This is a genomic window from Pseudomonas sp. microsymbiont 2 (assembly GCF_054788395.1).
Genome location: NZ_CM139112.1, coordinates 5696103 through 5719831 on the forward strand (window position 1 = coordinate 5696103; position 23729 = coordinate 5719831).

Annotated in this window: 26 protein-coding genes and 1 tRNA gene; 7 read left to right on the forward strand and 20 right to left on the reverse strand. The window is 65.7% G+C overall.

Annotated elements, in window-relative coordinates:
* Positions 1-19: 19 nt before the first annotated feature.
* The 6 genes from ACYUME_RS25550 to ACYUME_RS25575 form a co-directional block, all read right to left on the reverse strand.
* Complete coding sequence (locus ACYUME_RS25550) at positions 20-295, reverse strand: DUF971 domain-containing protein (RefSeq protein ID WP_279885352.1); 276 nt, start codon at positions 293-295, stop codon at positions 20-22.
* Entirely contained in the window at positions 295-1260 is a 966-nt protein-coding gene (locus ACYUME_RS25555; protein ID WP_460417509.1) for a HEAT repeat domain-containing protein, read from the reverse strand. The genes ACYUME_RS25550 and ACYUME_RS25555 overlap by 1 nt, the downstream gene beginning before the upstream one ends.
* A gap of 36 nt (positions 1261-1296) precedes the next feature.
* Positions 1297-1542 (reverse strand): 4Fe-4S dicluster domain-containing protein, encoded by a 246-nt coding sequence (locus ACYUME_RS25560; RefSeq protein WP_008096634.1) that lies wholly within the window; start codon positions 1540-1542, stop codon positions 1297-1299.
* Between the two features lie 98 nt (positions 1543-1640).
* Positions 1641-3359: a fumarate reductase/succinate dehydrogenase flavoprotein subunit gene (locus ACYUME_RS25565; protein ID WP_460417511.1), complete on the reverse strand. Its 1719-nt coding sequence runs from the start codon at positions 3357-3359 to the stop codon at positions 1641-1643.
* Positions 3356-4105 carry a GntR family transcriptional regulator gene (locus ACYUME_RS25570; RefSeq protein ID WP_279885359.1) on the reverse strand — a complete coding sequence of 250 codons (750 nt, stop codon included), beginning with the start codon at positions 4103-4105 and terminating at the stop codon, positions 3356-3358. The genes ACYUME_RS25565 and ACYUME_RS25570 overlap by 4 nt, the downstream gene beginning before the upstream one ends.
* Positions 4106-4226: 121 nt before the next feature.
* Positions 4227-4673, reverse strand: a complete 447-nt coding sequence (locus tag ACYUME_RS25575) for a hypothetical protein (RefSeq protein WP_460417513.1) — start codon at positions 4671-4673, stop codon at positions 4227-4229.
* 163 nt (positions 4674-4836) lie between these two features.
* Between ACYUME_RS25575 and ACYUME_RS25580 the strand changes: the two genes are divergently transcribed.
* The 3 genes from ACYUME_RS25580 to ACYUME_RS25590 all read left to right on the forward strand — a co-directional run bounded on the left by ACYUME_RS25580 (position 4837) and on the right by ACYUME_RS25590 (position 7561).
* A tRNA-Arg gene (locus ACYUME_RS25580) sits at positions 4837-4913 on the forward strand.
* Positions 4914-5070: 157 nt separating this feature from the next.
* The gene (locus ACYUME_RS25585) at positions 5071-6801 is read left to right on the forward strand and encodes a dipeptidase (protein WP_460417514.1); all 1731 of its coding nucleotides are present in this window, start codon (positions 5071-5073) and stop codon (positions 6799-6801) included.
* Positions 6802-7123: 322 nt separating this feature from the next.
* Entirely contained in the window at positions 7124-7561 is a 438-nt protein-coding gene (locus tag ACYUME_RS25590) for a CBS domain-containing protein (protein ID WP_279885366.1), read from the forward strand.
* A 6-nt stretch (positions 7562-7567) separates the two neighbouring features.
* Here the strand turns inward: ACYUME_RS25590 and ACYUME_RS25595 are convergent, their stop codons facing one another.
* The 3 genes from ACYUME_RS25595 to ACYUME_RS25605 all read right to left on the reverse strand — a co-directional run bounded on the left by ACYUME_RS25595 (position 7568) and on the right by ACYUME_RS25605 (position 9038).
* Positions 7568-8206, reverse strand: a complete 639-nt coding sequence (locus ACYUME_RS25595) for an NADH:ubiquinone oxidoreductase subunit N (protein ID WP_279885368.1) — start codon at positions 8204-8206, stop codon at positions 7568-7570.
* Positions 8207-8276: 70 nt separating this feature from the next.
* Entirely contained in the window at positions 8277-8519 is a 243-nt protein-coding gene (locus tag ACYUME_RS25600) for a DUF2789 domain-containing protein (RefSeq protein ID WP_279885369.1), read from the reverse strand.
* Between the two features lie 60 nt (positions 8520-8579).
* The gene (locus ACYUME_RS25605; RefSeq protein ID WP_460417516.1) at positions 8580-9038 is read right to left on the reverse strand and encodes an aminoacyl-tRNA deacylase; all 459 of its coding nucleotides are present in this window, start codon (positions 9036-9038) and stop codon (positions 8580-8582) included.
* 96 nt (positions 9039-9134) lie between these two features.
* Here ACYUME_RS25605 and ACYUME_RS25610 point away from each other — a divergent pair, with 96 nt between their 5' ends.
* Both ACYUME_RS25610 and ACYUME_RS25615 read left to right on the forward strand, forming a co-directional pair.
* Positions 9135-10478, forward strand: a complete 1344-nt coding sequence (locus ACYUME_RS25610; protein ID WP_460417517.1) for an NfeD family protein — start codon at positions 9135-9137, stop codon at positions 10476-10478.
* A gap of 2 nt (positions 10479-10480) precedes the next feature.
* Entirely contained in the window at positions 10481-11233 is a 753-nt protein-coding gene (locus ACYUME_RS25615; RefSeq protein WP_279885376.1) for a slipin family protein, read from the forward strand.
* A 47-nt stretch (positions 11234-11280) separates the two neighbouring features.
* Here the strand turns inward: ACYUME_RS25615 and ACYUME_RS25620 are convergent, their stop codons facing one another.
* The 3 genes from ACYUME_RS25620 to ACYUME_RS25630 all read right to left on the reverse strand — a co-directional run bounded on the left by ACYUME_RS25620 (position 11281) and on the right by ACYUME_RS25630 (position 14577).
* Positions 11281-11913 carry a LysE family transporter gene (locus tag ACYUME_RS25620; RefSeq protein ID WP_460417519.1) on the reverse strand — a complete coding sequence of 211 codons (633 nt, stop codon included), beginning with the start codon at positions 11911-11913 and terminating at the stop codon, positions 11281-11283.
* A 166-nt stretch (positions 11914-12079) separates the two neighbouring features.
* Positions 12080-12667, reverse strand: coding sequence for a mechanosensitive ion channel family protein (locus ACYUME_RS25625; RefSeq protein ID WP_279885381.1), 588 nt, complete (start codon positions 12665-12667; stop codon positions 12080-12082).
* Positions 12667-14577: an ATP-binding cassette domain-containing protein gene (locus ACYUME_RS25630; protein WP_460417521.1), complete on the reverse strand. Its 1911-nt coding sequence runs from the start codon at positions 14575-14577 to the stop codon at positions 12667-12669. Before ACYUME_RS25630 ends, ACYUME_RS25625 begins: the two co-directional genes overlap by 1 nt.
* A gap of 50 nt (positions 14578-14627) precedes the next feature.
* On the opposite strand from ACYUME_RS25630, the gene ACYUME_RS25635 reads away from it, so the two are divergent.
* Positions 14628-15107, forward strand: a complete 480-nt coding sequence (locus ACYUME_RS25635) for a TIGR02444 family protein (RefSeq protein ID WP_460417523.1) — start codon at positions 14628-14630, stop codon at positions 15105-15107.
* Here the strand turns inward: ACYUME_RS25635 and ACYUME_RS25640 are convergent.
* Positions 15083-16165 (reverse strand): AlgP family protein, encoded by a 1083-nt coding sequence (locus ACYUME_RS25640; protein ID WP_460417524.1) that lies wholly within the window; start codon positions 16163-16165, stop codon positions 15083-15085. The genes ACYUME_RS25635 and ACYUME_RS25640 overlap by 25 nt on opposite strands.
* Before the next feature lie 224 nt (positions 16166-16389).
* Between ACYUME_RS25640 and ACYUME_RS25645 the strand changes: the two genes are divergently transcribed.
* Complete coding sequence (locus tag ACYUME_RS25645) at positions 16390-17055, forward strand: FKBP-type peptidyl-prolyl cis-trans isomerase (RefSeq protein ID WP_460417525.1); 666 nt, start codon at positions 16390-16392, stop codon at positions 17053-17055.
* A gap of 1 nt (position 17056) precedes the next feature.
* On the opposite strand, the gene rsd is transcribed toward ACYUME_RS25645, so the two are convergent.
* The 7 genes from rsd to ACYUME_RS25680 all read right to left on the reverse strand — a co-directional run bounded on the left by rsd (position 17057) and on the right by ACYUME_RS25680 (position 23557).
* The gene (gene rsd / locus ACYUME_RS25650; RefSeq protein ID WP_460417526.1) at positions 17057-17527 is read right to left on the reverse strand and encodes a sigma D regulator; all 471 of its coding nucleotides are present in this window, start codon (positions 17525-17527) and stop codon (positions 17057-17059) included.
* Between the two features lie 230 nt (positions 17528-17757).
* The gene (locus tag ACYUME_RS25655; RefSeq protein WP_460417528.1) at positions 17758-18264 is read right to left on the reverse strand and encodes a disulfide bond formation protein B; all 507 of its coding nucleotides are present in this window, start codon (positions 18262-18264) and stop codon (positions 17758-17760) included.
* Between the two features lie 211 nt (positions 18265-18475).
* The gene (locus tag ACYUME_RS25660) at positions 18476-19714 is read right to left on the reverse strand and encodes a heme biosynthesis HemY N-terminal domain-containing protein (protein WP_279885393.1); all 1239 of its coding nucleotides are present in this window, start codon (positions 19712-19714) and stop codon (positions 18476-18478) included.
* On the reverse strand, positions 19711-20811 hold the full coding sequence (locus tag ACYUME_RS25665) for a uroporphyrinogen-III C-methyltransferase (RefSeq protein ID WP_279885395.1): 1101 nt from the start codon (positions 20809-20811) through the stop codon (positions 19711-19713). Before ACYUME_RS25665 ends, ACYUME_RS25660 begins: the two co-directional genes overlap by 4 nt.
* A 46-nt stretch (positions 20812-20857) precedes the next feature.
* Positions 20858-21625: a uroporphyrinogen-III synthase gene (locus ACYUME_RS25670; protein ID WP_460417530.1), complete on the reverse strand. Its 768-nt coding sequence runs from the start codon at positions 21623-21625 to the stop codon at positions 20858-20860.
* The gene (gene hemC, locus ACYUME_RS25675) at positions 21622-22563 is read right to left on the reverse strand and encodes a hydroxymethylbilane synthase (RefSeq protein ID WP_279885399.1); all 942 of its coding nucleotides are present in this window, start codon (positions 22561-22563) and stop codon (positions 21622-21624) included. The genes ACYUME_RS25670 and hemC overlap by 4 nt, the downstream gene beginning before the upstream one ends.
* Positions 22564-22807: 244 nt before the next feature.
* A complete protein-coding gene (locus ACYUME_RS25680; protein WP_460417532.1) occupies positions 22808-23557 on the reverse strand; it encodes a LytR/AlgR family response regulator transcription factor in 750 nt (249 codons plus the stop codon).
* Positions 23558-23729 lie beyond the last annotated feature (172 nt).

Sequence of the window (23729 nt, forward strand, 5' to 3'; positions counted from 1 at the left end):
GGGCAAGCCCGCGATGGCGTCAACCCAGCGCCCGCAGGTAATCCCAAGGATAGATCCCGCGCTCATGCCCATCGCTGAACAGCAACTGCAGCCCATACCCCTGCATCTCGATCCGCGCCACCCGTACATCGTCACGCACCAGTGAAACAGCGCCCTGCAAGCGCGCCGCCCGGCACTGCGAGCACGGGCAGGCGCCACGCAACCGAGCGTGGCTGATGACCTGCCGCGCCTTCGCCCACTGCACCAGCAGCTCGCCCTGGGCGCGTCGGTTGCGCAGCGCCAGGGGCATCTCCATCACGCCGCCCCCTGCAACTGCGCCAGGGCGATGCGCACAGCCTTGCGTACCTCTGGATCACTGTCGGCCTCGGCTGCATGCAGCGCCGGCAGCGCCCTGGCCTGGCCCAGCTCCCCGAGCGCCAGCGCGGCTTCCTTGCGCAGGTTGGCGATGCCATGGCCAAGCAGGCCCGCCAGTCCATCGAGCGCGCCAGCATGACGCAGACGGCCCAACGCGCGGGCGGCGCGCAACCGCACCTGCCAATAGCCGTCGCTCAACGCCGCGATCAACGCCTGGCCGGCCTCGTCGTGACCCACCTTGCCCAGCGTGCTCGCCGCTTCCTCGCGCACCTGCCAGGCTTCGTCCGCCAGTGCGCCGATCAGCGCGGGCAGCACCGTGGTATCGCTGGCCAGGCCGAGGGCGCCAATGGCGGCACGTCGAACCTCGGTGTCCGTCTCGCTCGCCGCGAGCCGGGCCAATGCCGGCAGAGCCGGTTCATGCTTGAGCCAGCCAAGAATGCCCACCGCCTCCCGGCGCACGCTGGCATCGGCGTCCGCCAGCGCCCGCAGCGCCGGCCCGGCGGCGTCCTCCAGGCGCAGTTCGCGCAAGGCCCGCAAGGCACTGGCGCGGACGAAGGCATCGGCATGATCGACCCAGGGCAGGATCAACCGGCCCGCCTGCGCGGTCTTCAGCTCGCTCAGGCTCTGCGCGGCAGCCACGCGCACGGCTTCGGCGGGATCGGCCAACGCCGCGCACAGGCCTTGCACCACCTCCGGCGCTTCCCAGGCCTCCAGCAGGCGCGCCGCCTCGGCGCGCACTTCGGCCACAGGGTCACGGCGCAGGGCAGCGGCCAGCCAGGGCAAGGCATCCGGATCTTCCAGGTCGGCCAAGTCGATCAGGGTGATACGGCGTACGCTGGCATCGCTATCGGCCAGACGGGGCAGCAGGATGAGGATGTCGGGGTTGTCGGTGATTCGTTCAGTCATGGCAAGCTTCCACGGCGCAATCGAGTGAGGAGCGTTTCAACGCAGCAGGTAAGGGATATCTACCTTCACCGCGCCAGTGGGGCAGTCCTTCTCGCAGGGCATGCAGTACCAGCATTCGTCGAAGGCCATGTAGGCCTTTTGCGTGGCCGGGTTGATGGCCAGCAGGTCCATGGGGCAGACCTCGACGCAGACGGTGCAGCCTTTCTCGGCGATGCACTTGTCTTCGTCGATGGTGACCGGGGCACTGCTGCGAAAGAAGATTTCCTGGGGTTGGTAGGCCATTTCACGGGGTCCTCGGAGCCTTCATGGGCGCCTTCGATCTATTTGGCCGAGGCGGGCACAATCCCCTGTGGGAGCAGGCTGCCTCAGGTTGTGGAAAATCACGCGGTCTTGACCCGCAGGCGCTGGTACGCGGTCTGCTCTTCGGCATCCAGGGCAACCAGGTACGGCTCCACCGGCTTCTTGAAACTGGTCATCACACCGTTCTCGCCTTTCTTCAGATGGCAATGGCAGAACCACTCGGCGTCGTTGCGCTCGGGAAAATCGACCCGATGGTGATACAGCCCCCAGCGGCTCTCCTCGCGGAACAGCGATGCCCGCGCCGCCATCTCGGCGCAGTCGCGAATCACCGTAACCTCCATCGCCCGCATCAGCTCGTGGGGGTTGCTGGCCTTCATCTGCCCGAGGTCGCGCTCGATCTCGGCGAACCGCGCCAGGCCGATCTCCATCTTCTTCGTCACCTTCGGCGGCTGCAGGTAGTCGTTGACCATGCGCCGCAGCTTGTACTCGACCTGGGCCGGCGGCAGGCCATGCTCCCTGTGCAACGGCGCGAATACCCGTTCGCGCTCACGCTCGACCTGGCCGGCATCGACCTCGGCGAGCTCACGCCCGGCCACGTATCGCGCGGCGTTGACGCCGGCAAACCAGCCATAGGTGAAGGCGCCGAGCATGTAGTTGTGCGGCACCGCGGCCATGTCGCCCGCGGCGTACAAACCTTGCACGCTGGTCTCGGCCTTTTCGTTGACCCACACCCCCGACGCCGAGTGCCCGGAGCAGAAGCCGATCTCGGAGATGTGCATTTCGACCATGTGCTGGCGGTAGTCGGTGCCGCGCCCGGCGTGGAACTGGCCACGGCTGGGACGTTCGTTGCCGTGCAGGATCTGCTCGATGTTCTGGATGGTCTCCTCGGCCAGGTGGTCGAGCTTGAGGAACACCGGGCCGTTGCCGCCTGCGAGCTCCTGGTGGAACTCCCACATCATCTGGCCGCTCCAGTAGTCGCACTCGATGAAGCGCTCGCCCTTGCTGTTGGCGGTGTAGCCACCCAGCGGACCGGTGACGTAGGCACAGGCCGGACCGTTGTAGTCCTTGATCAGCGGGTTGATCTGGAAGCACTCGAGGTTGGCCAGCTCGGCGCCGGCATGGTAGGCCATGGCATAGCCGTCGCCGGCGTTGGTCGGGTTTTCGTAGGTGCCCATCAGGTAGCCCGAGGACGGCAACCCCAGCCGCCCCGCGGCGCCACAGGCGAGGATCACCGCCTTGGCGCGAATCACCCGGAACTCGCCCGTGCGGCAATCGAAGCCCAGCACGCCCGCCGCCGCGCCATCGCCATCAAGCAGCACGCGGGTGCAGACCATGCGGTTGCTGATCTCGACCCGGGCGCGCTTGAGCTGGCGATAGAGCACCTTCTTGATGTCGTGCCCCTCGGGCATGGGCAGCACGTAGGCGCCCATGTGGTGGACCTTTTTCACCGCGTAGTCGCCGGTCTCGTCCTTCTCGAACTTCACGCCCCAGCGGTCAAGCTGCTCGAGGGTCGCGAAACTCTTGGTGGCGTAGGCATGCACCGTGGCCTGGTTGACGATGCCATCGTTGGCGACGGTGATTTCCCGGGTGTACTGCTCGGCGGTGGCATGGCCAGGGACGATGGCGTTGTTCAGCCCGTCCATGCCCATGCTGATGGCGCCGCTGCGCTTGACGTTGGCCTTGTCCAGCAGCAATACGCGCAGGGTCTTGTCCTGCTCCTTGGCCTTGATCGCGGCCATGGGGCCGGCGGTGCCGCCACCGATCACCACGATGTCGTAGTCCTGGGTCTCGACACTCATGCCTTGCCCCCCTTCTGACGGTCGATGCGCAGGCGGTACTGGAAGGCATCGCCACGGTAGTAGAGGTGTTCGAAGTCCAGTGGCGTGCCATCGACGGTATGGGTCAGGCGCTCGATGCGCATGATCGGCGAGCCTTCCTCCACGCCCAGCGCCTGGGTCAGGTCGCTATCGGCGAGCACCGCGTCGATGGCCAGGTCGGCGTGACCGAGGGCGATGCCGCAGTCGTTCTCCAGCAGCTCGAAGATGTCGCGGGTGACCAGGTCGGCATGCTCCAGGCGCACACCAACGTCCTTCGCCAGCCAGGTAATCTCCAGCGACACCGGTTCGCGGTTGATCAGGCGCACTCGGCGGATCTCGGTGACCTCGCTGCCCTCCTCGACCTGCAGGCGCGCCGCTACCTGGGCGCTGGCCGGCACATGGCGGAAACTGCGCAGGCGGTTGAGCACCTCGTAGCCCATCTGCGTCATCGACTCGCCCAGCCCCTGCAGGGTGCTGACGTTCTGGAACGCCTTGGGCTTGGCGACGAAGGTGCCCTTGCCGTGGATCTTGAAGATCAGCCCTTCTTTCTGCAGATCGCCCAACGCCTGGCGCACGGTAATGCGACTGACATCGAAGGCCTTGCCCAGCTCGTTCTCCGAGGGCATGCGGCTGTGCGGTGGATAGCTGCCATCGAGGATGCGCTCGCGCAGCAGTTCCTTGAGCTGGGTGTAGAGCGGTACGGGGGACAAGGGGAGCAGTTCGGCCATGATCGTCTTCGCTGTCGGATGACTTGTTATAACAAGTTGTGACGAGAAGATAGCGAGCCCTGCCCGATGATGAGAAATACCGATAATTCATATGGATAGAAGAAACCCGCCGCGCCAGGCCTCAGCCCCTGGATACCACGCAGGCTGGCGCGGCGGGCAAGCTGCGCACGACGACGTAGTGCCCGGCCAGGTTACGCCTGACCTGCAGCCGCGAAGCCGCCAGATAACCGCCCTGAGGGTTCTGATCCACGAAGCAGATGGTGGCGCGGTCCTCACCCGCCTCCAGCACCCTGACACTGTAAAGCCAACTGCCTTGTGCATCCCGGGCAAGATAGGCCCCCGTGCTCGCGGCGACCTTTTCGTACACACGATAAGGCGTCTGCCCCAGTGTCGTGCCTGGTGGGTAGTGTGCTGGCCGTAGCGAGTTCTCGAAGGAGTTCACCTCCAGGTCCTGCAAAATGCTCAATGCCAGCTTGTCCACAGGCGCTTGTCCCGGGTTCCCCGCCAACGCCGCGCCACTGATGAGCCAGAGCACACCTGCGGCCACCTTCCTTGCCCAGCCTTTCATCGACGTCTCTCTCCATTGCCACTGCCACACACCTGGGCCGGCATTTAAGCAGAAATCGCCACTCCCGGAATCGGCTTGGAGCAACACCGCGCCCCTCTGGAAAAACATCCGCAGATCAAGGCCATGGACGCCGCCGACGCACATGGGTATGATGCGGCCCGTTGCACTCGTAGCTCAGCTGGATAGAGTACTGCCCTCCGAAGGCAGGGGTCGTGGGTTCGAATCCCGCCGAGTGCGCCATCTTCAAAAAGCCCCAGGCCATGCCTGGGGCTTTTTCATTTGTGCATGACGTCACAATGCCACCTCTCCCGCACGGGTGGGCATTGGTGTTAGCGTGGGGCATCTTCCGTTTGCGTAAACGGACCCCACCAACACCTGCAAAGGAATGCGCACCCCCATGCCATTTACCAAGCTCTGCGCCGCCTCCGTGATGCTGACCAGCCTGGCCCTGTTCACCGTGCCGGCCCAGGCCAACCTGTCCCAGCAGCAGTCCGCCGCCATCATCAAGGCCTACGACGGCAGCGACCCGGCCAACTTCAGGCAGTTCCTCGGCAAGCTGGCCGGCAGCGACCTGGCCAAGGCCGACAAGCTGGACGCCACCCTCAAGCTGTACCTGGCCGGCAAGCCGCTCGCCGCCGAACAGCAGGACGAGATCCACCGCCTGCTGGGCCTGTACACCCGTATCAAGTACGGCAAGGCCGCCACCGAAACCCTGCGCCAGCTGGTGGAGATCCCGACCTACCGCAAAGAGGGCGTGCCACAACACGAGAACCCGGAATTCCTCAAGTTCGCCGACAAGATCAAGGCCCTGGCCGAGGGCTTTGGCCTGACGTTCCGCAACATCGACAACCGCGTCTACGAGATCACGCTTGGCGAAGGCAAGGAAGTGATCGGCATCCACGCCCACGCCGACGTGGTGCCGGTGACTCCGGAAAACTGGAAACTCGAGGACGGCACCAAGCTCGATCCGTTCAAGGTCACCTTGGTGGGCGATCGCATGTACGGCCGCGGCACCGAGGACGACAAGAACGGCATCGTAGTCGCGCTCTACGCGCTGAAGGTGGCCAAGGATGAGAAGCTGCCGCTGGCGCGCCAGTTCAAGCTGCTGGTGGATACCACCGAAGAGACCACCGGCGATGCCATCCCCTACTATTTCGAGCGCAACGCCACGCCCGACTACAACCTCGCACTGGACGGCGGCTACCCGGTGGTGATCGCCGAGAAAGGCTACGGCACCATCATGGCCACCTTCACCAAGCGCGCAGGCACCGGCAAAGGCGCCGAGGTGGTGAATCTGACCGGTGGCCTGGCCACCAACCAGATCCCTGGCAATTCGGTGGCGACCCTGATCAGTGACCAACCGCAGGAGCTGGCCAAGGCCCTGGAGAAAACCGGCGGCGAATACGTCAAGCAACACGGCGGTGACTTCAAGATCGACGCCAAGGCCGACGGCAAACAGGTACTGCTGACCGTGACCGGCGTGTCGGCGCACTCCTCCGAGCCCGAGTCCGGGGTCAACCCGGTGGCGCGCATGCTCGATTTCCTCGATGGCGTGCAGAAGCAAGTGCCGCTCAAGCACAACCACATCACCGACGCCGCCCGCTATGCCGCGCACAACTGGGGCCTGGACTACCTGGGCAACAAGCTTGGCGTGGGCTTCAAGGATGACTTCATGGGGCCGCTGACCGCCTCGCTGACCTTCGTCGGCCTGGATGACAAGGCGCTGAAGCTGGCGGTGAACCTGCGTATTCCCAGGGGCAAGTCGCTCGAGACCCTCAAGACCGAGATCTCCGACAAGCTCGGTGACTGGGCGCGCACCAGCCACACATCGGTGGCCTTCGCCTACACCCTCGACGAGCCGATGTACCGCAACCCCGAAGGCGAATGGGTCAAGGCCCTGCTGGCCGTGGCCAGCGAGAACCTGGGCATGAAGCACGAGTACGGCACCTCCGCTGGCGCCACCTCGGTGCACGACTTGCCCAACGGCGTGCAGTTCGGCCTGGCCATGCCGGACGTGAAGTACAGCGGGCACAACGACAACGAGTTCAAGACCGTGGGGCAGTTCATGCTCGACCTGCAGATCGTCAGCGAGATGGTCGCGCGGATCGGGCAGATGCCGAAGCTCTGATGACTCACCCGGGGCCGCGTTGCGGCCCTTTCGCCACAACAAGCCCCAAGGGTTGACGCTTGTTCGATTCCTGTGGGAGCGGCTTTAGCCGCGAAGCAAGCGACGCCGTGCGTGGCACCGGCTACGCCGGTATTCGCGGGTGAACCCGCTCCCACAGGGTGCGCGGACTACCTGCGAACTCAGTTCCCTGACGAACGGCAACCCCGTTTCCTGATGACGTTTTTCAATCACCTCGATGCCGTTTCCTGCATTGCCGTGCAGAGCGCCGTGCCGGATGCTTTATTTACTCCGACACGTCGCGTTTCCACCCACAGAGGCCCGTATGAAGAACGTCGAACAAATCCTCAAAGCCAAGTCCCAGCACCACACCGTCTACACCATCAGCCCTGACGACTCGGTGTTGGATGCCTTGAGGCTGCTGGCGGAGAAGAACGTCGGTGCACTGCCGGTGGTGGAGAACGACCAGGTAGTGGGGATCGTCAGCGAACGCGACTACGCCCGCAAGCTGGTGCTCAAGGGCCGTTCCTCGGCGGCCACGCCGGTACGCGACATCATGAGCTCTCCGGTGGTTACCGTCGAACCCAAGCAGAACCTCGAGTACTGCATGAACCTGATGACCAACCGCCACCTGCGCCACCTGCCGGTGGTGCACGAGGGCAAACTGCTGGGGCTGCTGTCGATCGGCGACCTGGTCAAGGAAACCATCGCCGAACAGGCCAACCTGATCCTGCAACTGGAGCAGTACATCCGCGGTGAATGAACCTGCTCAGTGATAGGCGCGCTCCAGCTCGTCCAGCTGATGGTCGAAGCTGCGCAGGCGCGCCGACCAGGTGTACACCAGCACTTCCAGATCCCGGTTGAGCACGGCGGTGTTGCCACCCTCACGCACCGGCGCATCGCACAGGTCCAGCTGATAGCGCTCACGGGCCATGGCCGTGGCCACGCTGGAAAGGTCCCGGGCATTGGCCAGCCAATGGTGGTGATGATCGTGAACCTCCCGATCGAGCTCCCGGCACTGGCGCTTGAGAGCGTCGAGGCTCTGCTCCAGCGGCGTGCCCTTGAGCTCGCCCATCACCTCTTCGAAGGTACGTCCGGAATGCCAGTAGCTGCCCCAGAAGTAACGGTCGAACACGGTCTCGACCCGGCGCAGGGCAACCTTGGTGTTCCAGATGGTCAGCAACGTTCGGCCTTGGGCCACTTCACGCTTGTTCAGGTGCAGCTGCTGCCAGGCGACCCACGCCAGGCCGCACAACGCCACCGCCGCGGTCACGGCGGCGGCGGCATAGAGAAACTGCACGGCGTGGTTCATCGTGTGGGTGTGCCGGATACCGTAGAAGTAGCCGGCGGTCAGGGTGCCCAGGATCGTCACGGTGCACCAGAAGCCAGGTGCGTAGGGATCTTTCATTGCGCCATCCCCTCTTGTTTTCCCTGAGCATAGCAACGGCCCGATCACCCATCAGGTGCCACTCGGCGCTTTATTGGCGAGGACGGCGCAGCGCTTCGTTGAGTTGATCGAACAGCTCCGCCCAATCGGCATCCTCGTTGATGCTGTCCTTGAGGAACGAACGCTGGGACTCGTTCCAGAACGGCGCATCCACCAGCTTCACATCACCCTTGAGCGGCGAATGGCTGGTGATGAACTGGTCGATGCCCAGCGCATCGTCCGGCAGGCCCAGCTGCTTGAACAGTTCGGAAAACTTGTGGATCGGCGCTTCCATGATTCACTCCTATGGCCGGGCCGATCGTCCACGACGCCAGCCCGGTGTGGGTTGCGAGCATCAGCTCAGTTCGCGCACTTCGGCGTGCGGCACCAGTTTCAAGTATTGCTCCATGCTCATGTGGATAAGGTGATCGTGATCACCTGCCTCGAGATAGACATCGCCCTGGCGGGTAAGACTGCGGTCGAGCAGCATGGGGATGTTGTAGGCGTCGCCCAGGGCCGGGATGGCGCCGCGTTCGCAATCGCCGAACAAGCTGGGCAGGTTGCTTTCACGGGTCAGCTGCCAGGCGCCGGTCATGCGCACCTCGCTCATGTCCAGGTGCCGGTTGGCCGGCAGCACGGCCATGATGTAGTTGCCATGGCGGTCATCGAGCATCACCGACTTGGCGACCCGCTCGGCGGGCACGCCGGCCGTGCGCGCCGACTCCAGGCTGGTGGCCGAGTGGGGATGGGGAATGATGTCGTAGTCGCAGTTGGCCTGGTCCAGGCGCTGCTGAAGGGTCTTGGCCATACGCATGATGCACCTCCGGTTCTGCCCCCATCCTCAAGTTTAGGCCGTGGGCGGTCAGGCACGACTAAACTTCAGGGACTGGTCCGCACGAGGTGACGACAGGTGATCGCTCACGGCTGGCGCGTACTGCTGTTGTCACTGTTGCTGGGGCTCGCCCCGGCCGGCCATGCCGCGCCAGGCGCCAGTGTCTGGTTGCTGAGTATCGACGACGCGATCGGCCCGGCCAGCGCCGACTATCTGCTGCGCGGCCTGGAACAGGCCCAGGCGCAGGACGCGCAACTGGTGGTGATCCGCCTCGACACCCCTGGCGGGCTGGACAGCGCCATGCGTCAGATCATCAAGGCCATCCTCGCCAGCCCGATACCGGTGGTCACCTACGTCGCCCCAGGCGGTGCGCGAGCGGCGAGCGCTGGCACCTATATCCTGTATGCCAGCCATGTCGCGGCCATGGCGCCCGGAACCAACCTGGGCGCCGCCACCCCCGTGCAGATCGGCGCCCCTGGCCAAGGCGACAAAGCACCCGCCAACAACGAAGAAGACACCCTCGCGCGCAAACAGATCAATGATGCCGCCGCCTACATCCGCGGCCTCGCCGAGCTGCGCGGGCGTAACGCCGACTGGGCGGAAAAGGCCGTGCGCGAGGCGGTCAGCCTGCCGGCCAGCGAGGCAGTGCGCCTGAAGGTGGTCGACCTGCTCGCCAACGACCTGCCAGACCTGCTGCGCCAGCTCGATGGCAGATCGCTGGTCGTCGCTGGCCAGACCGTGCAGCTGCGAACCGTCGGCGCCAGCGTGAGCGAGCACCTGCCGGACTGGCGCACGCGACTGCTGGCGGTGATCACCAACCCCAGCGTGGCGCTGATCCTGATCATGATCGGCGTGTATGGCCTGCTCTTCGAATTCATGAACCCAGGCTCCGGTGTCGGCGGGGTGATCGGCGGCATTTGCCTGCTGCTGGCGCTATACGCCCTGCAACTGCTGCCGGTGAACCATGCCGGAATGGCGCTGATCCTGCTCGGCCTGGCGTTCATGATCGCCGAGGCGTTCCTGCCCAGCTTCGGCGTGGTCGGCTTGGGCGGCGTAGTCGCCTTCGTGGTCGGCGCGGTGATCCTGATGGACACCGACGCCCCCGGCTTCGGCATCCCCCTGGCACTGATCGTCAGCCTCGCGATGGTTTCCGCGCTGCTGCTCGGTGGCGTGCTGGGCATGGCGATAAAAGCGCGCAGGCGTGCGGTGGTCAGCGGTGACGCCGGGCTGGTCGGCAGCCTGGCCACGGTGACCCTGGTGCGCGCGGACAACCCGTTCTGCGGCTCGGTCCAGGCCCAGGGCGAAGAATGGCAGGCGCGTTGCGCGACGCCGCTGCAACCCGGCCAGCACGTGCGGGTGACCGCGCGCAACGGCGTAACCCTGGAGGTCAGCGCCACCGCGCCCACGGCGCAAGGAGAGTGAACATGTTCGTGCAATTCGGTTTCGGCACCGTGCTGGTGCTGCTGGCGGTGTTGCTGCTGTCGGCGCTGCGCATCCTGCGCGAATACGAGCGCGGGGTGGTGTTCCAACTGGGGCGCTTCTGGCAAGTCAAGGGGCCGGGGTTGATCATCCTGATCCCGGGGATCCAGCAGATGGTCCGCGTCGACCTGCGCACCGTGGTGCTCGACGTGCCGCCCCAGGATGTGATCACCCGCGACAACGTCTCGGTCAAGGTCAACGCCGTGCTGTACTTTCGCGTGCTCGATCCGCAGAAGGCGATCATCCAGGTCGAGGACTTTCTCGCGGCCACCAGCCAGCTGGCCCAGACCACCCTGCGCGCCGTGCTCGGCAAGCACGAGCTGGACGAACTGCTGGCCGAGCGCGAGCAACTGAATTCGGACATCCGCGAGGTGCTCGACGCGCAGACCGACGCCTGGGGCATCAAGGTGGCCAACGTCGAGATCAAGCACGTCGACCTCAACGAATCGATGGTCCGTGCCATCGCCCGCCAGGCCGAGGCCGAACGGGAACGGCGGGCCAAGGTAATCCATGCCGAGGGCGAGCTGCAGGCGTCGGAGAAACTGATGCAGGCCGCGCAGATGCTGGGCAAGGAGCCCGGAGCGATGCAGCTGCGCTACATGCAGACGCTGGGCACGATCGCCGGGGACAAGAGCTCGACCATCGTGTTTCCGCTGCCGCTGGATCTGCTCAAGGGGCTGGTGGACAAACAGAAATAGCGGCGCGGCATTCGCGGGCAAGCCCGCGAATGGGCCTGCACAATCAATCAGATCGGCGCCCGGCGCAGGGTCGCCAGGAAGGTCGCCGCGCCGATGAACAGCCCGGCAAAGGTGCGGTTCAGGCGCTTCTGCTGCTTCGGCGTGCGCAGCAGTCGCAGCACTCGCGAGGCCAGCCCGGTGTAGCCCGCCATCACCAGCATGTCGACGCTGATCATGGTCACGGTGATCGCCACATACTGCGGCAGCAACGCCTCGTGCGGGTTGATGAACTGCGGCAGCACCGCCAGCATGAACACCAGCGCCTTGGGGTTGCTGACGTTGACCAGAAAACCACGGAACACCAGGCTCAGCGGCTTGCCGATCGGCCGCACGCCGGACTCGTCGCTCATGTCCATCGGCAGGGCGCGCCATTGCTTGTAGGCGAGGTAGACCAGGTAGGCGACGCCAAACCACTTGATGAGCTGGAAGGCGGTGGCCGACGCGGCGAGAATGGCGCCGACACCGGCGGCGATGATGGCGATCTGCACGATCAGGCCCAGCTGCAGGCCCAGGGCGTTCCAGTAACCGCGCCAGAAACCGTACTGCAAGCCGCTGGACATCGAGGCAATGGCCCCGGCACCCGGCGACAGGCTGATCACCCAGCACGCGGCAAAGAAGGCCAACCACGTTTCCATCGACATCGCACACCTCGCTCGAACGTTTGTTGCAAAACGTTAAGCTAAGGTGTTGGCGAAAAAATAACCAGTGGTTTTTGCAGTGTCTCTGCGGGCCTCTTCGCGGGTAAACCCGCTCCCACAGGGTATACGCATTACCCGCGAAGGCGGCCGAACAGGTATCAACGATGCCTCAGTCAGCCTCGACGACAGAATCCTTCGCCACGGCCACCACCTCGGTCCCCCGCCAACGCCGCACCGCCTTCTGGAAGAACTGGCTGTTCGGCACCTGCACCAGCGCCCCGCCCGCCTCCGGCGTTTCCATCAGCGTGGTGTACAGCAGGTTGATGGCGATGACGCGGCCCTTCACTCCCGGTTTGTCGAGGGTGTCGACCAGCTCGACCACATCGCCGATGCGAAACGGCCCGACCGTGAAGATCAATACCGCGCACAACAAGTTGGACAGCACGCTCCAGATGGCGAAGAACGCCACCGCCGCCACCGCGACGAAGCCCGACAGCGCCGTCCACAGCACAGTGGCGGACACCCCCATGCGCTCCAGCACGAACAGCAGCGCGCTGCCCATGATCAGCCAGCGCAGGGCGCCACGCACCGGCACCATCAGCTCGTGCGGCAACGGGTAGCGCTCGCCCAGGCTGCGCAGCCCGCGGGCAACCATGCGCTGCAGGATGAACGCGGCGATCAGGATCAGCAGGATCTGCAGCCCCAGCCAGAACGTGTCCATCCACTGCCCCGGCAGCAGCGAGCGCAACTCCTCCATCAGGACAGCGCCTCGAGCTCGGCCTGCATGCTTTCCAGCGTTTCCAGGGCTTCCATCCAGGCTTCCTCAAGCTCGCCTTCGCGTTGCTTGAGCTTGGTCTGGCGGGCCAGCAAGTCGCGCAGTTCATCCTTGCGCGACGCCTCGTACAGGCTGCTATCGCCCAGTGCGGTCTCGACCTCGGCCAGTTCCTTATGCACCTGGTTGAGCTCGGCCTCCAGCTTGTCGGCCGCCTTCTTGTGCGGCGCCAACTGCTGGCGCAGGGCGGCGGCAGCCTGGCGCTGGGCCTTCTTGTCGGTCTTGTCCGGGTTGACGGGCGCGCTGCTCGCAGGCGCGTTGCGCTGACGGAACTCGACCAGCCAGCGGCTGTAGTCGTCCAGGTCGCCGTCGAAGGTGTCGACCTTGCCATCGGCCACCAGCAGGAAGTCGTTGGTGGTGCTCTTGAGCAGGTGACGGTCGTGGGAGACCACCACCACGGCGCCGGCGAACTCCTGCAGGGCCATGGTCAGCGCCAGGCGCATCTCCAGGTCGAGGTGGTTGGTCGGCTCGTCGAGCAGCAGCAGGTTGGGCCGCTCCCAGGCGATCAGCGCCAGGGCCAGGCGGGCCTTTTCGCCACCGGAGAAATTCACCACCGGCTCGTCGACACGGTTGCCATGGAAGTCGAAACCGCCGAGAAAGTCGCGCAGGGTCTGCTCGCGCTCACCCGGGGCGATGCGCTGCAGGTGCAGCAACGGGCTGGCCTTGTCGTCCAGCGAGTCGAGCTGGTGCTGGGCGAAGTAGCCGACGGCGAGGTTCTCGCCGCGCACCAGGCGCCCGGACAGCGGTTGCAGCTCGCCGGCGAGGTTCTTGATCAGGGTCGACTTGCCCGCGCCGTTGGGACCGAGCAGGCCGATGCGCGCGCCAGGCGCCAGCTGCAGCTTGACCTTTTCCAGCACCGCCTTGTCGCCATAGCCCAGACGACCTTCGGACAGGTCGAGCAGCGGGCTGGAGATCTTCTCCGACTCGCGGAAGACGAAGTCGAACGGCGAATCGACGTGGGCCGCCGACAGCTCCTCCATGCGCTCCAGGGCCTTGATCCGGCTCTGCGCCTGGCGGGCCTTGGTGGCCTGGGCCTTGAAGCGGGCGATGTATTTTTCCATGTGCGCGCGCTGCGCCTGCTGCTTCTCGTAGGCCTGCTGCTGTTGCGCCAGGCGTTCGGCGCGGGTGCGCTCGAAGGCGCTGTAGCCACCCTTGTAGAGGTTCAGCTTGCGCTGCTCGACGTGCAGCACATGGTCGACCACGGCATCGAGGAAGTCGCGGTCATGGGAGATCAGCAGCAGCGTGCCCGGGTAGCCCTTGAGCCACTCTTCCAGCCAGAGGATGGCGTCGAGATCCAGGTGGTTGGTGGGCTCGTCGAGCAGCAGCAGGTCCGATGGGCACATCAGCGCCTGGGCCAGGTTCAGGCGCATCCGCCAGCCACCGGAGAAATCGCCGACACGCCGGTCCATCTGCTCGTTGGTAAAGCCCAGACCGGCCAGCAGCTTGCGCGCGCGGGCATCGGCGGTGTAGCCGTCGGCGCTGTCCAGCTCACTGTGCAGGCGCGCCAGGGCGGTGCCATCGTGGGCCTGCTCGGCGGCGGCGAGCTCGGCCTGGACCTTGCGCAGGCGGGCGTCGCCATCGAGCACATAGTCCACGGCAACGCGGTCGAGGGTATCGACCTCCTGGCGCATGTGGGCGATGCGCCAGTCGCCGGGCAGCTGGCAGTCGCCGGCGTCGGGCGACAGCTCACCGCGCAGCAGTGCGAACAGGCTGGATTTGCCGGCGCCGTTGGCACCGATCAGGCCGGCTTTGTGGCCGGCGTGCAGGGTCATCTCGGCGCCTTCTAGCAGGCGCTGCGGACCACGCTGTAAAGTGAGGTTCGATAGTCTGATCATGATGGTCGCGGAGTCTACCAGCTTCGCCGATCACTGGCGTGAGTGAAACCATGCACACCGACCTGTGGAAACATGCCCTGGCCCTCTACGCGCGGCCGGGGGTAGAAGCGGCCTGCCTGACGCTCCAGGCGTTGGGTGGCGACGTTTGCCTGCTGCTGTGCGGCACTTGGCTGCAGGCGCGTGGCGTGGCGCCTGACGCACAGCGCGTGCTGGCCTTGCAGGCACTGGCCGGGCCATGGCAGCAAGAGGTGGTCACCCCCTTGCGTATGCTACGCCGGCAGTGGCGCGAGCAGGCCTCGACGGATCCGCGGCTGGATGCGTTGCGTGAGCAGGTGAAGGCGTTGGAGCTGCAGAGTGAGCGCGCCTTGCTGGAACGCCTGCAGCACCTGGCCGAAGGCTGGCCAGCCGGAGAGAACACTGGAGCGGATTGGCTGGCCCGGCTCGCGCCGGACCAGGCCTGGAGCCACGACGCGCTGCAACAGCTGCGCGTCGCGGCACAGAGGCTTCAGGAGGCCGAGGACGGCGACTGAGCCGGGGTGCTGGCAGGTGCGGCCGGGGTGCTGGCCACTGGCGCCGATGTGCTGGCGGACGGCGTGGCTGGCTTGCTGTCGACGGGCTTGCTGACCGTGGCAGGTTTGGCGGCTGGCTTCGCAGCGGCAGGCTTGGCCGGGGCCTTGGCGGCAGCCGGTTTCGCGGCAGGCTTGGCGGCTGGCTTCGCGGCGGCGGGCTTGGCCGGGGCCTTGGCAGCAACCGGCTTCGCGGCAGGTTTGGCGGCTGGTTTCGCAGCGGCAGCCTTGGCCGGGGCCTTGGCAGCAGCCGGTTTCGCGGCAGGCTTGGCGGCGGGCTTCGCGGCGGCAGTCTTGGCCGGGGCCTTGGCAGCAGCCGGTTTCGCGGCAGGCTTGGCGGCGGGCTTCGCGGCGGCGGTCCTGGCCGGGGCCTTGGTCGCAGCCGGTTTCGCGGCAGGCTTGGCGGCTGGTTTCGCGGCGGCAGTCCTGGCCGGTGCCTTGGCCGCAGCCGGTTTTGCGGCAGGCTTGGCGGCTGGTTTCGCGGCGGCGGTCCTGGCCGGTGCCTTGGCCGCAGCCGGCTTCGCGGCAGACTTGGCGGCTGGTTTCGCGGCGGCGGTCCTGGCCGGGGCCTTGGCGGCAGCTGGCTTCGCGGCAGGCTTGGCAGCCGCTTTCGGTGCAACGGTACGCGCATCCAGTGCCTTGCCCGCGGCCTCGCGGACCTTGCCGACACCTTGCGCCAGCTTCAGGCTCTCCTGGGCATCGCGCTTGAGTTGCTGGATATAAGTACGGGTCTGGGCCTGGCGATCTTTCAAAGCGTCGAGCAGGTGTTCAAGTTCACCGGCGGCTTTTTGCGCCTTGCCTTGTGCCTTGGCCTTGCCGGCTTTGGCGGCATCTTGCAACTTCAAGCGCGCGTTATGCAGTTTTTCCTGCGCCTTGCCACGTTGTTTTTCCAACTTGGCCAGCAGTTTCTCGGCATCCGCCAGCGCTTGGGAGCAGGCATCTTCCAAATGTTCGAGCAGGCTGCCCGAAAGTTGCTGGAGCAGGTGCAACGGCGTACTTACTGGCTTCTTTTTGGCCGACATGGTTTACCTCCTGGCTGACGAGAGTGCGGCTCATACTATGCTTCTGCTGCTACCGCCGCTAGGGCATGTTGACCGTCTCGATAGCGCCGCGTTGCATGCCTGGGCAAAGTTGTTGTCTTGCAGCAGAAAACAAGTGTAGTTGCCGATTAATGTGTTGCTGATATTTACGCATTATTCGTCGACAAGGCTGGCATACTTCGCGCTCATTGCAGCAGGAGTCGACCATGCCCCGTTACCTGATTTTCGGCCTGTGCCTGGCGGCCAATCTGCCAATGGCCAGCGCCGAAACCAGTCCCGTCAACGACAATGACCTTGCGTACAGCATCGGCTCCAGCCTGGGTGAACGGCTGCGCGCGGAAGTACCCGGCCTGCAAATGGACGCGCTGGTCGAGGGCCTGCGCCAGGCCTACCAGGGCCAGCCGCCACGGATCGACAAATCACGCATGCAGGCCATCCTCCAGCAACATGACCAACAGGCCAATGCCGCCGCCGAGCAGGCCGAAGTCGATAAATTGCTGAACAGCGAAAAACGCTTCATGGCCGGCGAGCGGGCCAAGGCCGGCGTGCGCGCGTTGCCCGAAGGCATCCTCTACAGCGAGCTGGCCAGCGGCAACGGCGCCCAACCAAAGGCCACTGGCAGCGTGCAGGTACGTTACGTGGGAAGGCTGCCGGATGGCACGGTGTTCGACCAGAACCTGCAACCACAGTGGTTCAAGCTGGACTCGGTGATCGAGGGCTGGCAGGTGGCCCTGCCGAAGATGAAGGCCGGATCGAAATGGCGGCTGGTAATCCCTTCTGCACAGGCCTATGGCGCGGAAGGTGCGGGCGACCTGATCGCGCCCTACACCCCGTTGGTATTCGAGATCGAACTGCTGGCGGTGGCCGACTGAGTCAGGCCTGTACCGCGTCCTCTTCCTTGTGCGCGGTGTGCAGCACTTCGATGAGGCAGTCCTCCAACTCGAAGCGTTCGCGCAGCAGGCCGCCTAGCTTGGCCAGTTTATCGGCGAAACGCTCAGGGTCGGTGCACTCGCCCTTCTCGCAATGATCATTGAAGGCCAGCGCGATCTGGGTGCTGTCATCGATGCGTGGATTGATCTGCGTAGCCAGTTCCAGAGCCTTGGTGTCGCCAAAGGCCTTGGCTTCGCTGACCAACTGCTCGCTGACCTCGAAGTGCCAGGCCGAGACATAGTCGACCAGGAGCGCGCAGAAGTCGCGGTTCTTGTCCTTGTCGGCAAAGGCCGGCTTGGCATCGCGCAAGGCGCGGAAGGCGTGCACCAGCTCCTGGCGCTCCTCCAGCCAACGATCGATCAGCTTGTGAACACCGCCCCAGCGTTCCTGGGCGTTCTGGCAACTATCGAGCATGGCGATCTCATCCCTTCTGGATAGATGCCGCTGCACTTCGCGACACAACACCGTGGCACAAAAGTGACATCAGCAGACGGCATCGAGCAGTTGTGTTTTCGATAAGCGTGCTGGGAGATTATTCCCGCGCGACCTGCCCATCAAGGTACGCAGCAGACAAAGTTCATACAAGCGTTTAATCCCCGCCCTGCCCACCGCTGGTCGCGCAATACCGGGCACATTGCCCTGGATCAAACTGCCGCGTGGTAGCGGAAACGATACGCCACCAGCCAGGACAGGGGCAGCGCCGCCAACAGCAGGAAGGCCAACAGGCTCCACTCGGGCAAGGTCAGGTCGAGAAAACTCCAGCTGATGGACACGCAGTCGGGGCTGCCCAACAGGAACAGGTGCAGCATCTCGCCCAGCGGACGTTGCATGAGCGAGCCCAACGGCAGCTGGCAGCCATCGACGGCCAGCGGATCGCCTTGCAACCAGACATGCCGCCCCGCCAGCAGCGCGCCGCCCGCCGCCACGCACAGCGCCGACCAGGCATAGCCACGCTGGCCTCGCGAAGCGGGAGCGTGCATGGCGCAGGCCAGGCACACCAGTGCGTAGAGCCCCAGCATCAGGCGCTGGCTGAAACATAGTGCGCAAGGCACCAGGCCGACGACCGACTCGAGGCGAAACGAGGCCGCCAGCACCGCCAGCGATGCCAGGAAAGCGGGAAAGAAAAAGCTGCGCAAGCAGGCCAGCGACATGAGTATTGGATGTCCGCGAGAGGGGAAGTGGATTGAAACGGTAGAGGAAAGGAGCGCTTTGTATCAAGGCGCTACAGAGCGGACAAGTCGCTAATTGGGGAGCGAATCAATTTCACTGAAAGCGGGAATAGTCTGACATGCAGGCAGGAAAATTCCGCAAGACTGATTTCAGCGCTGACGACAGGGGCCGCCTGGCGGCCCCAATGCCCTCTCAGGCCCTGACACCCTCAGGCAGCGGCAACGCCAGCAGGCGCTCATCCAACAGCCCCAGACCCTCCTGAAACAGCTGGTTGCTGCGCTCGGTCTCACCCAACCCGGCCAACAGGCGCGCCAGCTCGGCACAGGCCTCCGGATTGCGCTCCAGACGCAGGCTGCTTTCCAGGTAGTCGCGCGCCTTGCCCCAGAGGCGGTTCTGCAAGCTCAGTCGGCCGAGGGTGAGCAGCAGGCTCGGGTCCTCTGGGTGATCCTTGAGCCAGCCCTCGGCGGTTTGCAGCTGCCGCGCCGGATCGTCGCCGCGCACCAGGCCGTAGAGGCGCGCCAGATGGCTTTCGTAGCCGCGCTTGAGCGCCGCGCGCAGCACCTGTTCGGCTTCACCCTGGGCGCCGCTCTGACGCAGTTGCTCGGCATAGGCCGACACCAGTTGCGGCTCCTGGCGCTGGGCCGCGGTCAACTGCTGCCAGGCGCGTTCGAGCCCCTGGCGCGCCGTCTGCGCATCGTCGCCACGACTCGCCGCCAGCCCGAGGTTCTGCCCCCAGGCCCGCTGCTCCAGATCGGCCAGCTCGGCTGGCGGCAGCACCTTGTACTTGCGCAGGTCGGGCAGCAGACGGATCAGCGCCGGCCAGTCGCCATGCTCCAGGTGCAGGCGCTGCAGCAAACGCAGCACCTGTGCATTGTGCGGGTGGCGCTCTTGCATGGCCTGCAGCGCTTCCAGCGCGCCCTCGCTCTCGCCACGGTCCATTTGCAACTGGGCATGCGTGAGGGCGATCGCGAGCTCGGCCTGGGGCTGGCGCTCCAGGGCACGTTCGAGCAGGTTGTCGCGCTCTTCGACGCGGCCCAGCTCGTTGGCCGCGCGGGCGGCGCCAAGGTAGTACAGCAATGGCTGGCGATCGGCCTCGGCTGCGCGCTGCAGATGACGCTGGGCGCTGGCCCAGCGGCCTTCGGCGAGATCCAGTTGGCCCTGCTCGACAGCGATGCGTGTTCGCCGGCTGCGATTGCGCCGCGACCACGGATTGACCACCCCGGAGGAGGTCAGCACCAGGCCGACCAGGTAGCGCAGCAAAAGCAGCAGCAGGATGATTCCCGCCAACGCCCCCAGCGCCGCCCACAGCCCGGACTGATAGCGGAAACCGCCATAGGCGATCAGCACGTAGCCGCTGTGCTTGGCGATGGCGATGCCCAGCGCCGCGGCGATCACGATCGCCAGCACCGCCAGCAGGTAGACGCGCTTCATGGCTTGCTCCCCTCGGCGGCAGCCGGCAGGTCACGACGCTGGATATAGGCCTGCACCGCGGCCAGGCTCTCGCTCAGGTCGGGAGTGACCACCGACACCGGTTGCTCGGCCAGCTGGTTGAGGCTGTCGAGCATCGCCTTGCTCTGTGGGTTGTCCGGGTTGAAGTTGGCCAGCAGCACGCTGCGCGCGTCGTCCAGCGCCTGGGCATAGACCTTGGCGTCGCCATTGAGCGCCGCCCACTGGGCCTGCTCGATGGTCAGGCTCAAGGCCAGGCGCAGCTGGTTGAGCGACTGCCCGGAAAGCAGCGGGCGCACGTTGTCATCGGCATTGAACTCGACCTGGAAGTACTTGGATATCTCGGCCCACCACTGCGACCAGCGGCTGGCGCCGTCGCCGTCGGCGGTCAGCGCGCCCATGGCGTCGGCCTTGCTGTCGAACTCCGGCGACTGGGCGCTGAGCTGCTGGACCAGCTCACGCTGGGCGGCCAGTTTGAGGAACAGTCCGGTACGGTCCGGCTGCTGGGTGCTGTTGAGCGTCGCCAGGCTGCGGGTCAGCTGTTCGCGGGCGGCGAAGGCGCCGGGGTCGCTCTGCTCGCGCAGGATCTCGTCGGCTCCCTCGACCAGCGCCTTGGCGCTGGCGATGTCCTGCAAGGCCGACAAGCGCAGGGTCGCCAGGCGCAGCAGGTGCTCGGCCTCGGCCAGGCGCCACTCCTTGCGGCTTTCACCGAGCACGGTTTCCAGGCGCTGGCTCAGACGCTGCTGATCACCCTGCAACTGCGCCACCAGCCGGCGACGGTCCTCCAGTTCGCTGGCCGCCGGCAGGCTGGCCAGTTGCGCGCTGAGTTGCTGCTCGCGCTGCTGCAACGCGTCGGCGCGCTGGTTGAGGGCTTGCAGGTGCTCGCCCTGGCCTTGCTCGCTGCCTTGCAGTTGACGTACTTGCCAGACGCCCCAGCCGCCGACCGCGACGCCGGCGGCGCCCAGCAGCAGGGCCAGCAGCGCCAAGCCATTGCCGGAGCGTCGGGCGGGGTTGGCGGCGTTGGATTGCGGCGCCTCAGGCGCCGAGGGCTGTTCGGTGTTGGACAAGACAGTTTCGCTCACGTATCCATCCTTTGCATGGTGGCGCATCGCTCTCTAGCTTAGCGCCTTAAGGGGCAGGCGCAGCGGTTCGCTGCACGGCTGCCAGCAAGGCCGCGGCGCTGGCGCCACGACAATCCACAATTTCTTTCGCCCCGAGCGCACGGGCCTGCTCGGCCACCCGAGGGCTGGGCACGAACAGCGGCAAGCGGCAAAGCCTCGGCCAGTCCGCGCCCGCCAGGCGGTGCAAGTGTTCAAGCCCCTGCCCACTGCTGACCACCAGGCCATTGAGGCGTTCCCCCGCAATGCGCTGGACGAGGGCATTGGCCGGATAATCCGGCAGGCAGCGGCGATACAGTTCCAGATAATCGACACTAGCACCTTGCTCGGCAAGACGCTCGGCCAGCAGTTCGCGACCTCCGAGGCCTCGAACGATGAGCACCCGGGGTGCTGGCACAGCGAGCGACGCCCCCAGGGCCGGCAGTTCGAGCAGGGCTTCGCTGTCGTCGCCGGTCGCCGGGAAGCTCACCTGCAACCCTTGCTCCTGGAGGATTCGCGCCGTCGCCTCGCCCACGCTGAACCAGCCTTCGCGCGGCGGCGTCACGCCTGCCTGGGCGAGCTGCTCGAGCAGCAGGCGAGCCGCAGACTTGCTCACCACGATGATCGCCTGGGCCTCGCCAATCGAGCGCAGGCGCTTCAACTGCGCCGGGTCCGGCGCGATCGCCTCGATAGTCAGCAACGGCAGGCTAGCGCTGGCGATGCCGGCAGCGGCCAGCGTCTGCGCCAGCGCCGCGCAGTCCTGTTCAGGGCGCGTCAGCAGCAGGCGCCAGGGGCTCACGGGTGGCCGGCCTCGCCATAGACTTCCTTGAGGATCGCCTCGGCGCCCTGCCCGAGCAGGTCTTCGGCGACCCGCACGCCCAGGCGCTCGGCATCGGTACGCGGCGCCCGGGCCTCGGCCACCAGCAAGGTACCGCCGGAGGGCTGGCCAACCAGGCCGCGCAGCCACAGCTGCTCGCCTTCGAGCACCGCGTAGCAGGCGATCGGCACCTGGCAGCCGCCGTTGAGGTGCTTGTTCAGCGCCCGCTCGGCCACCACCCGGTCGGCGGTGTCGACATGGTGCAGTGGCGCCAGCAAGGCGTGGATCTCGCTGTCGGCGCTACGGCACTCGATGCCCACCGCGCCCTGGCCACCGGCCGGCAGGCTGTCCTCGACGCTGATGCTCGAGGTGATGCGGTCTTCGAAACCGAGGCGGATCAGGCCGGCGGCGGCAAGAATGATGGCGTCGTACTCACCGGCATCGAGCTTGGCCAGGCGGGTGTTGACGTTGCCGCGCAGGAAGCGAATTTCGAGATCGGGGCGCCGGGCCAGCAACTGGGCCTGGCGGCGCAGGCTGGAGGTGCCGACGATGCTGCCGGCCGGCAAGGCCTCGAGGCTGGCGAAGGTGTTGGAAACGAAGGCGTCGCGCGGGTCTTCCCGCTCGCAGATGCAGTAGAGGCCCAGGCCGTCGGGGAAGTCCATGGGCACGTCCTTCATCGAATGCACGGCGATGTCGGCCTCGTCGTCGAGCAGGGCGGTTTCCAGCTCCTTGACGAACAGGCCCTTGCCGCCGATCTTCGCCAGCGGCGCATCGAGCAACTTGTCGCCACGGCTGACCATCGGCACCAGACTCACCCGGATGCCGGGATGGGCCTGTTCCAGGCGGGCTTTGACGTATTCGGCCTGCCACAGGGCCAAGGCACTTTTACGGGTGGCAATGCGGATTTCGCGAGTGGACATGAAACGCCCCGATCCAGAGAAATACCGCCGATGATAACAGCATCGTCAGTATCGCTTGCAGATACGGATCAATAGCTCAGGCACGGCCTGGTGTAGGAGCGGCCTTGTGTCGCGATAGGGCCGCACAGCGGCCCCAGCAATTCAAGCATCGTCGCTGAAACCCTGGGGCCGCTTTGCGGCCCTATCGCGACACAAGGCCGCTCCTACAAGGGCCGAGCAGAATCACAGTTTTGTGCGGACACCCTCAGTGCAGGCTCTGCATCATCTTGCGTACCCCGGCCACATGCCGGCGGCTGACGGTCAGGGCATCGCCCTCCAGGCCCTTCAGGTAAAGCTGGAAATGCCCCAGCGGCGTGCGCTGCAGCCGTTCGATGCGCTCACGAGCAACCAGCGCGTTGCGATGAATGCGCACGAAGCGCTCGCCAAACTCGTCCTCCAGGGCCTTGAGCGGTTCGTCGAGCAGCACTTCACCGGCCTCATGGCGCAGGGTGACGTATTTGTGGTCCGCGATGAAATAGATGACTTGCGGGATGGGGATCAGCTCGATGCCCTTGCGCGTGCGCGCACTGATATGGCTGCGTGGGCCGCCGCCGGGGTCAGAGGCCGGACGGGTCAGCGCCGCCAGTTGCACGCGGCTGGGTTTTTCCGCGCGGCGCAGGGCATCGCGCAGGGCCTGGCCCTGGATGGGCTTCACGACATGGCTCAGGGTGCTGTCCCTGAACGCCTCCGAACCGTATTCGTCATCGCCGGTGCAGAACACCACCGCCGGCGGCGACTCGCGCTCGCACAGCCGGGCGGCGACCTGCAGGCCATCGAGGCCCGGCATGCCGATATCCAGCAGCACCACGTCGGGTTTCAGACTTTCGATCAGGGCCAGGGCCTCCTCGCCGTTGGTGGCGCTGGGCTCCAACACGGTGTAGCCCTCCAGCTCGCCGAGCAGCCGGCTCAGTCGCTCGCGGGCCTGGGGTTCATCATCAACGATCAGGACATTCATAATTGCGCTGGATTCCTGAGTGAGTCTCGCACGGGTATAGCGTAGACAAATGTGGGACGACCGAAACGCGGTCACGCTACAGACCGGTGCGAAGGCCAAAGATTCACTGGCCTGGCAGATTCACCGCCAGCCCTTTGTCCAACTGTAGACGGTCCGTGGAACACTGCCGTTC

Excerpts from the sequence above, each read along its gene's own strand:
- ACYUME_RS25550 (WP_279885352.1), bottom strand. The coding sequence starts at position 295 with ATGGAGATGCCCCTGGCGCTGCGCAACCGACGCGCCCAGGGCGAGCTG.
- ACYUME_RS25555 (WP_460417509.1), bottom strand. The coding sequence starts at position 1,260 with ATGACTGAACGAATCACCGACAACCCCGACATCCTCATCCTGCTGCCC.
- ACYUME_RS25560 (WP_008096634.1), bottom strand. The coding sequence starts at position 1,542 with ATGGCCTACCAACCCCAGGAAATCTTCTTTCGCAGCAGTGCCCCGGTC.
- ACYUME_RS25565 (WP_460417511.1), bottom strand. The coding sequence starts at position 3,359 with ATGAGTGTCGAGACCCAGGACTACGACATCGTGGTGATCGGTGGCGGC.
- ACYUME_RS25570 (WP_279885359.1), bottom strand. The coding sequence starts at position 4,105 with ATGGCCGAACTGCTCCCCTTGTCCCCCGTACCGCTCTACACCCAGCTC.
- ACYUME_RS25575 (WP_460417513.1), bottom strand. The coding sequence starts at position 4,673 with ATGAAAGGCTGGGCAAGGAAGGTGGCCGCAGGTGTGCTCTGGCTCATC.
- ACYUME_RS25585 (WP_460417514.1), top strand. The coding sequence starts at position 5,071 with ATGCCATTTACCAAGCTCTGCGCCGCCTCCGTGATGCTGACCAGCCTG.
- ACYUME_RS25590 (WP_279885366.1), top strand. The coding sequence starts at position 7,124 with ATGAAGAACGTCGAACAAATCCTCAAAGCCAAGTCCCAGCACCACACC.
- ACYUME_RS25595 (WP_279885368.1), bottom strand. The coding sequence starts at position 8,206 with ATGAAAGATCCCTACGCACCTGGCTTCTGGTGCACCGTGACGATCCTG.
- ACYUME_RS25600 (WP_279885369.1), bottom strand. The coding sequence starts at position 8,519 with ATGGAAGCGCCGATCCACAAGTTTTCCGAACTGTTCAAGCAGCTGGGC.
- ACYUME_RS25605 (WP_460417516.1), bottom strand. The coding sequence starts at position 9,038 with ATGCGTATGGCCAAGACCCTTCAGCAGCGCCTGGACCAGGCCAACTGC.
- ACYUME_RS25615 (WP_279885376.1), top strand. The coding sequence starts at position 10,481 with ATGTTCGTGCAATTCGGTTTCGGCACCGTGCTGGTGCTGCTGGCGGTG.
- ACYUME_RS25620 (WP_460417519.1), bottom strand. The coding sequence starts at position 11,913 with ATGTCGATGGAAACGTGGTTGGCCTTCTTTGCCGCGTGCTGGGTGATC.
- ACYUME_RS25625 (WP_279885381.1), bottom strand. The coding sequence starts at position 12,667 with ATGGAGGAGTTGCGCTCGCTGCTGCCGGGGCAGTGGATGGACACGTTC.
- ACYUME_RS25630 (WP_460417521.1), bottom strand. The coding sequence starts at position 14,577 with ATGATCAGACTATCGAACCTCACTTTACAGCGTGGTCCGCAGCGCCTG.
- ACYUME_RS25635 (WP_460417523.1), top strand. The coding sequence starts at position 14,628 with ATGCACACCGACCTGTGGAAACATGCCCTGGCCCTCTACGCGCGGCCG.
- ACYUME_RS25640 (WP_460417524.1), bottom strand. The coding sequence starts at position 16,165 with ATGTCGGCCAAAAAGAAGCCAGTAAGTACGCCGTTGCACCTGCTCCAG.
- ACYUME_RS25645 (WP_460417525.1), top strand. The coding sequence starts at position 16,390 with ATGCCCCGTTACCTGATTTTCGGCCTGTGCCTGGCGGCCAATCTGCCA.
- rsd (WP_460417526.1), bottom strand. The coding sequence starts at position 17,527 with ATGCTCGATAGTTGCCAGAACGCCCAGGAACGCTGGGGCGGTGTTCAC.
- ACYUME_RS25655 (WP_460417528.1), bottom strand. The coding sequence starts at position 18,264 with ATGTCGCTGGCCTGCTTGCGCAGCTTTTTCTTTCCCGCTTTCCTGGCA.
- ACYUME_RS25660 (WP_279885393.1), bottom strand. The coding sequence starts at position 19,714 with ATGAAGCGCGTCTACCTGCTGGCGGTGCTGGCGATCGTGATCGCCGCG.
- hemC (WP_279885399.1), bottom strand. The coding sequence starts at position 22,563 with ATGTCCACTCGCGAAATCCGCATTGCCACCCGTAAAAGTGCCTTGGCC.
- ACYUME_RS25680 (WP_460417532.1), bottom strand. The coding sequence starts at position 23,557 with ATGAATGTCCTGATCGTTGATGATGAACCCCAGGCCCGCGAGCGACTG.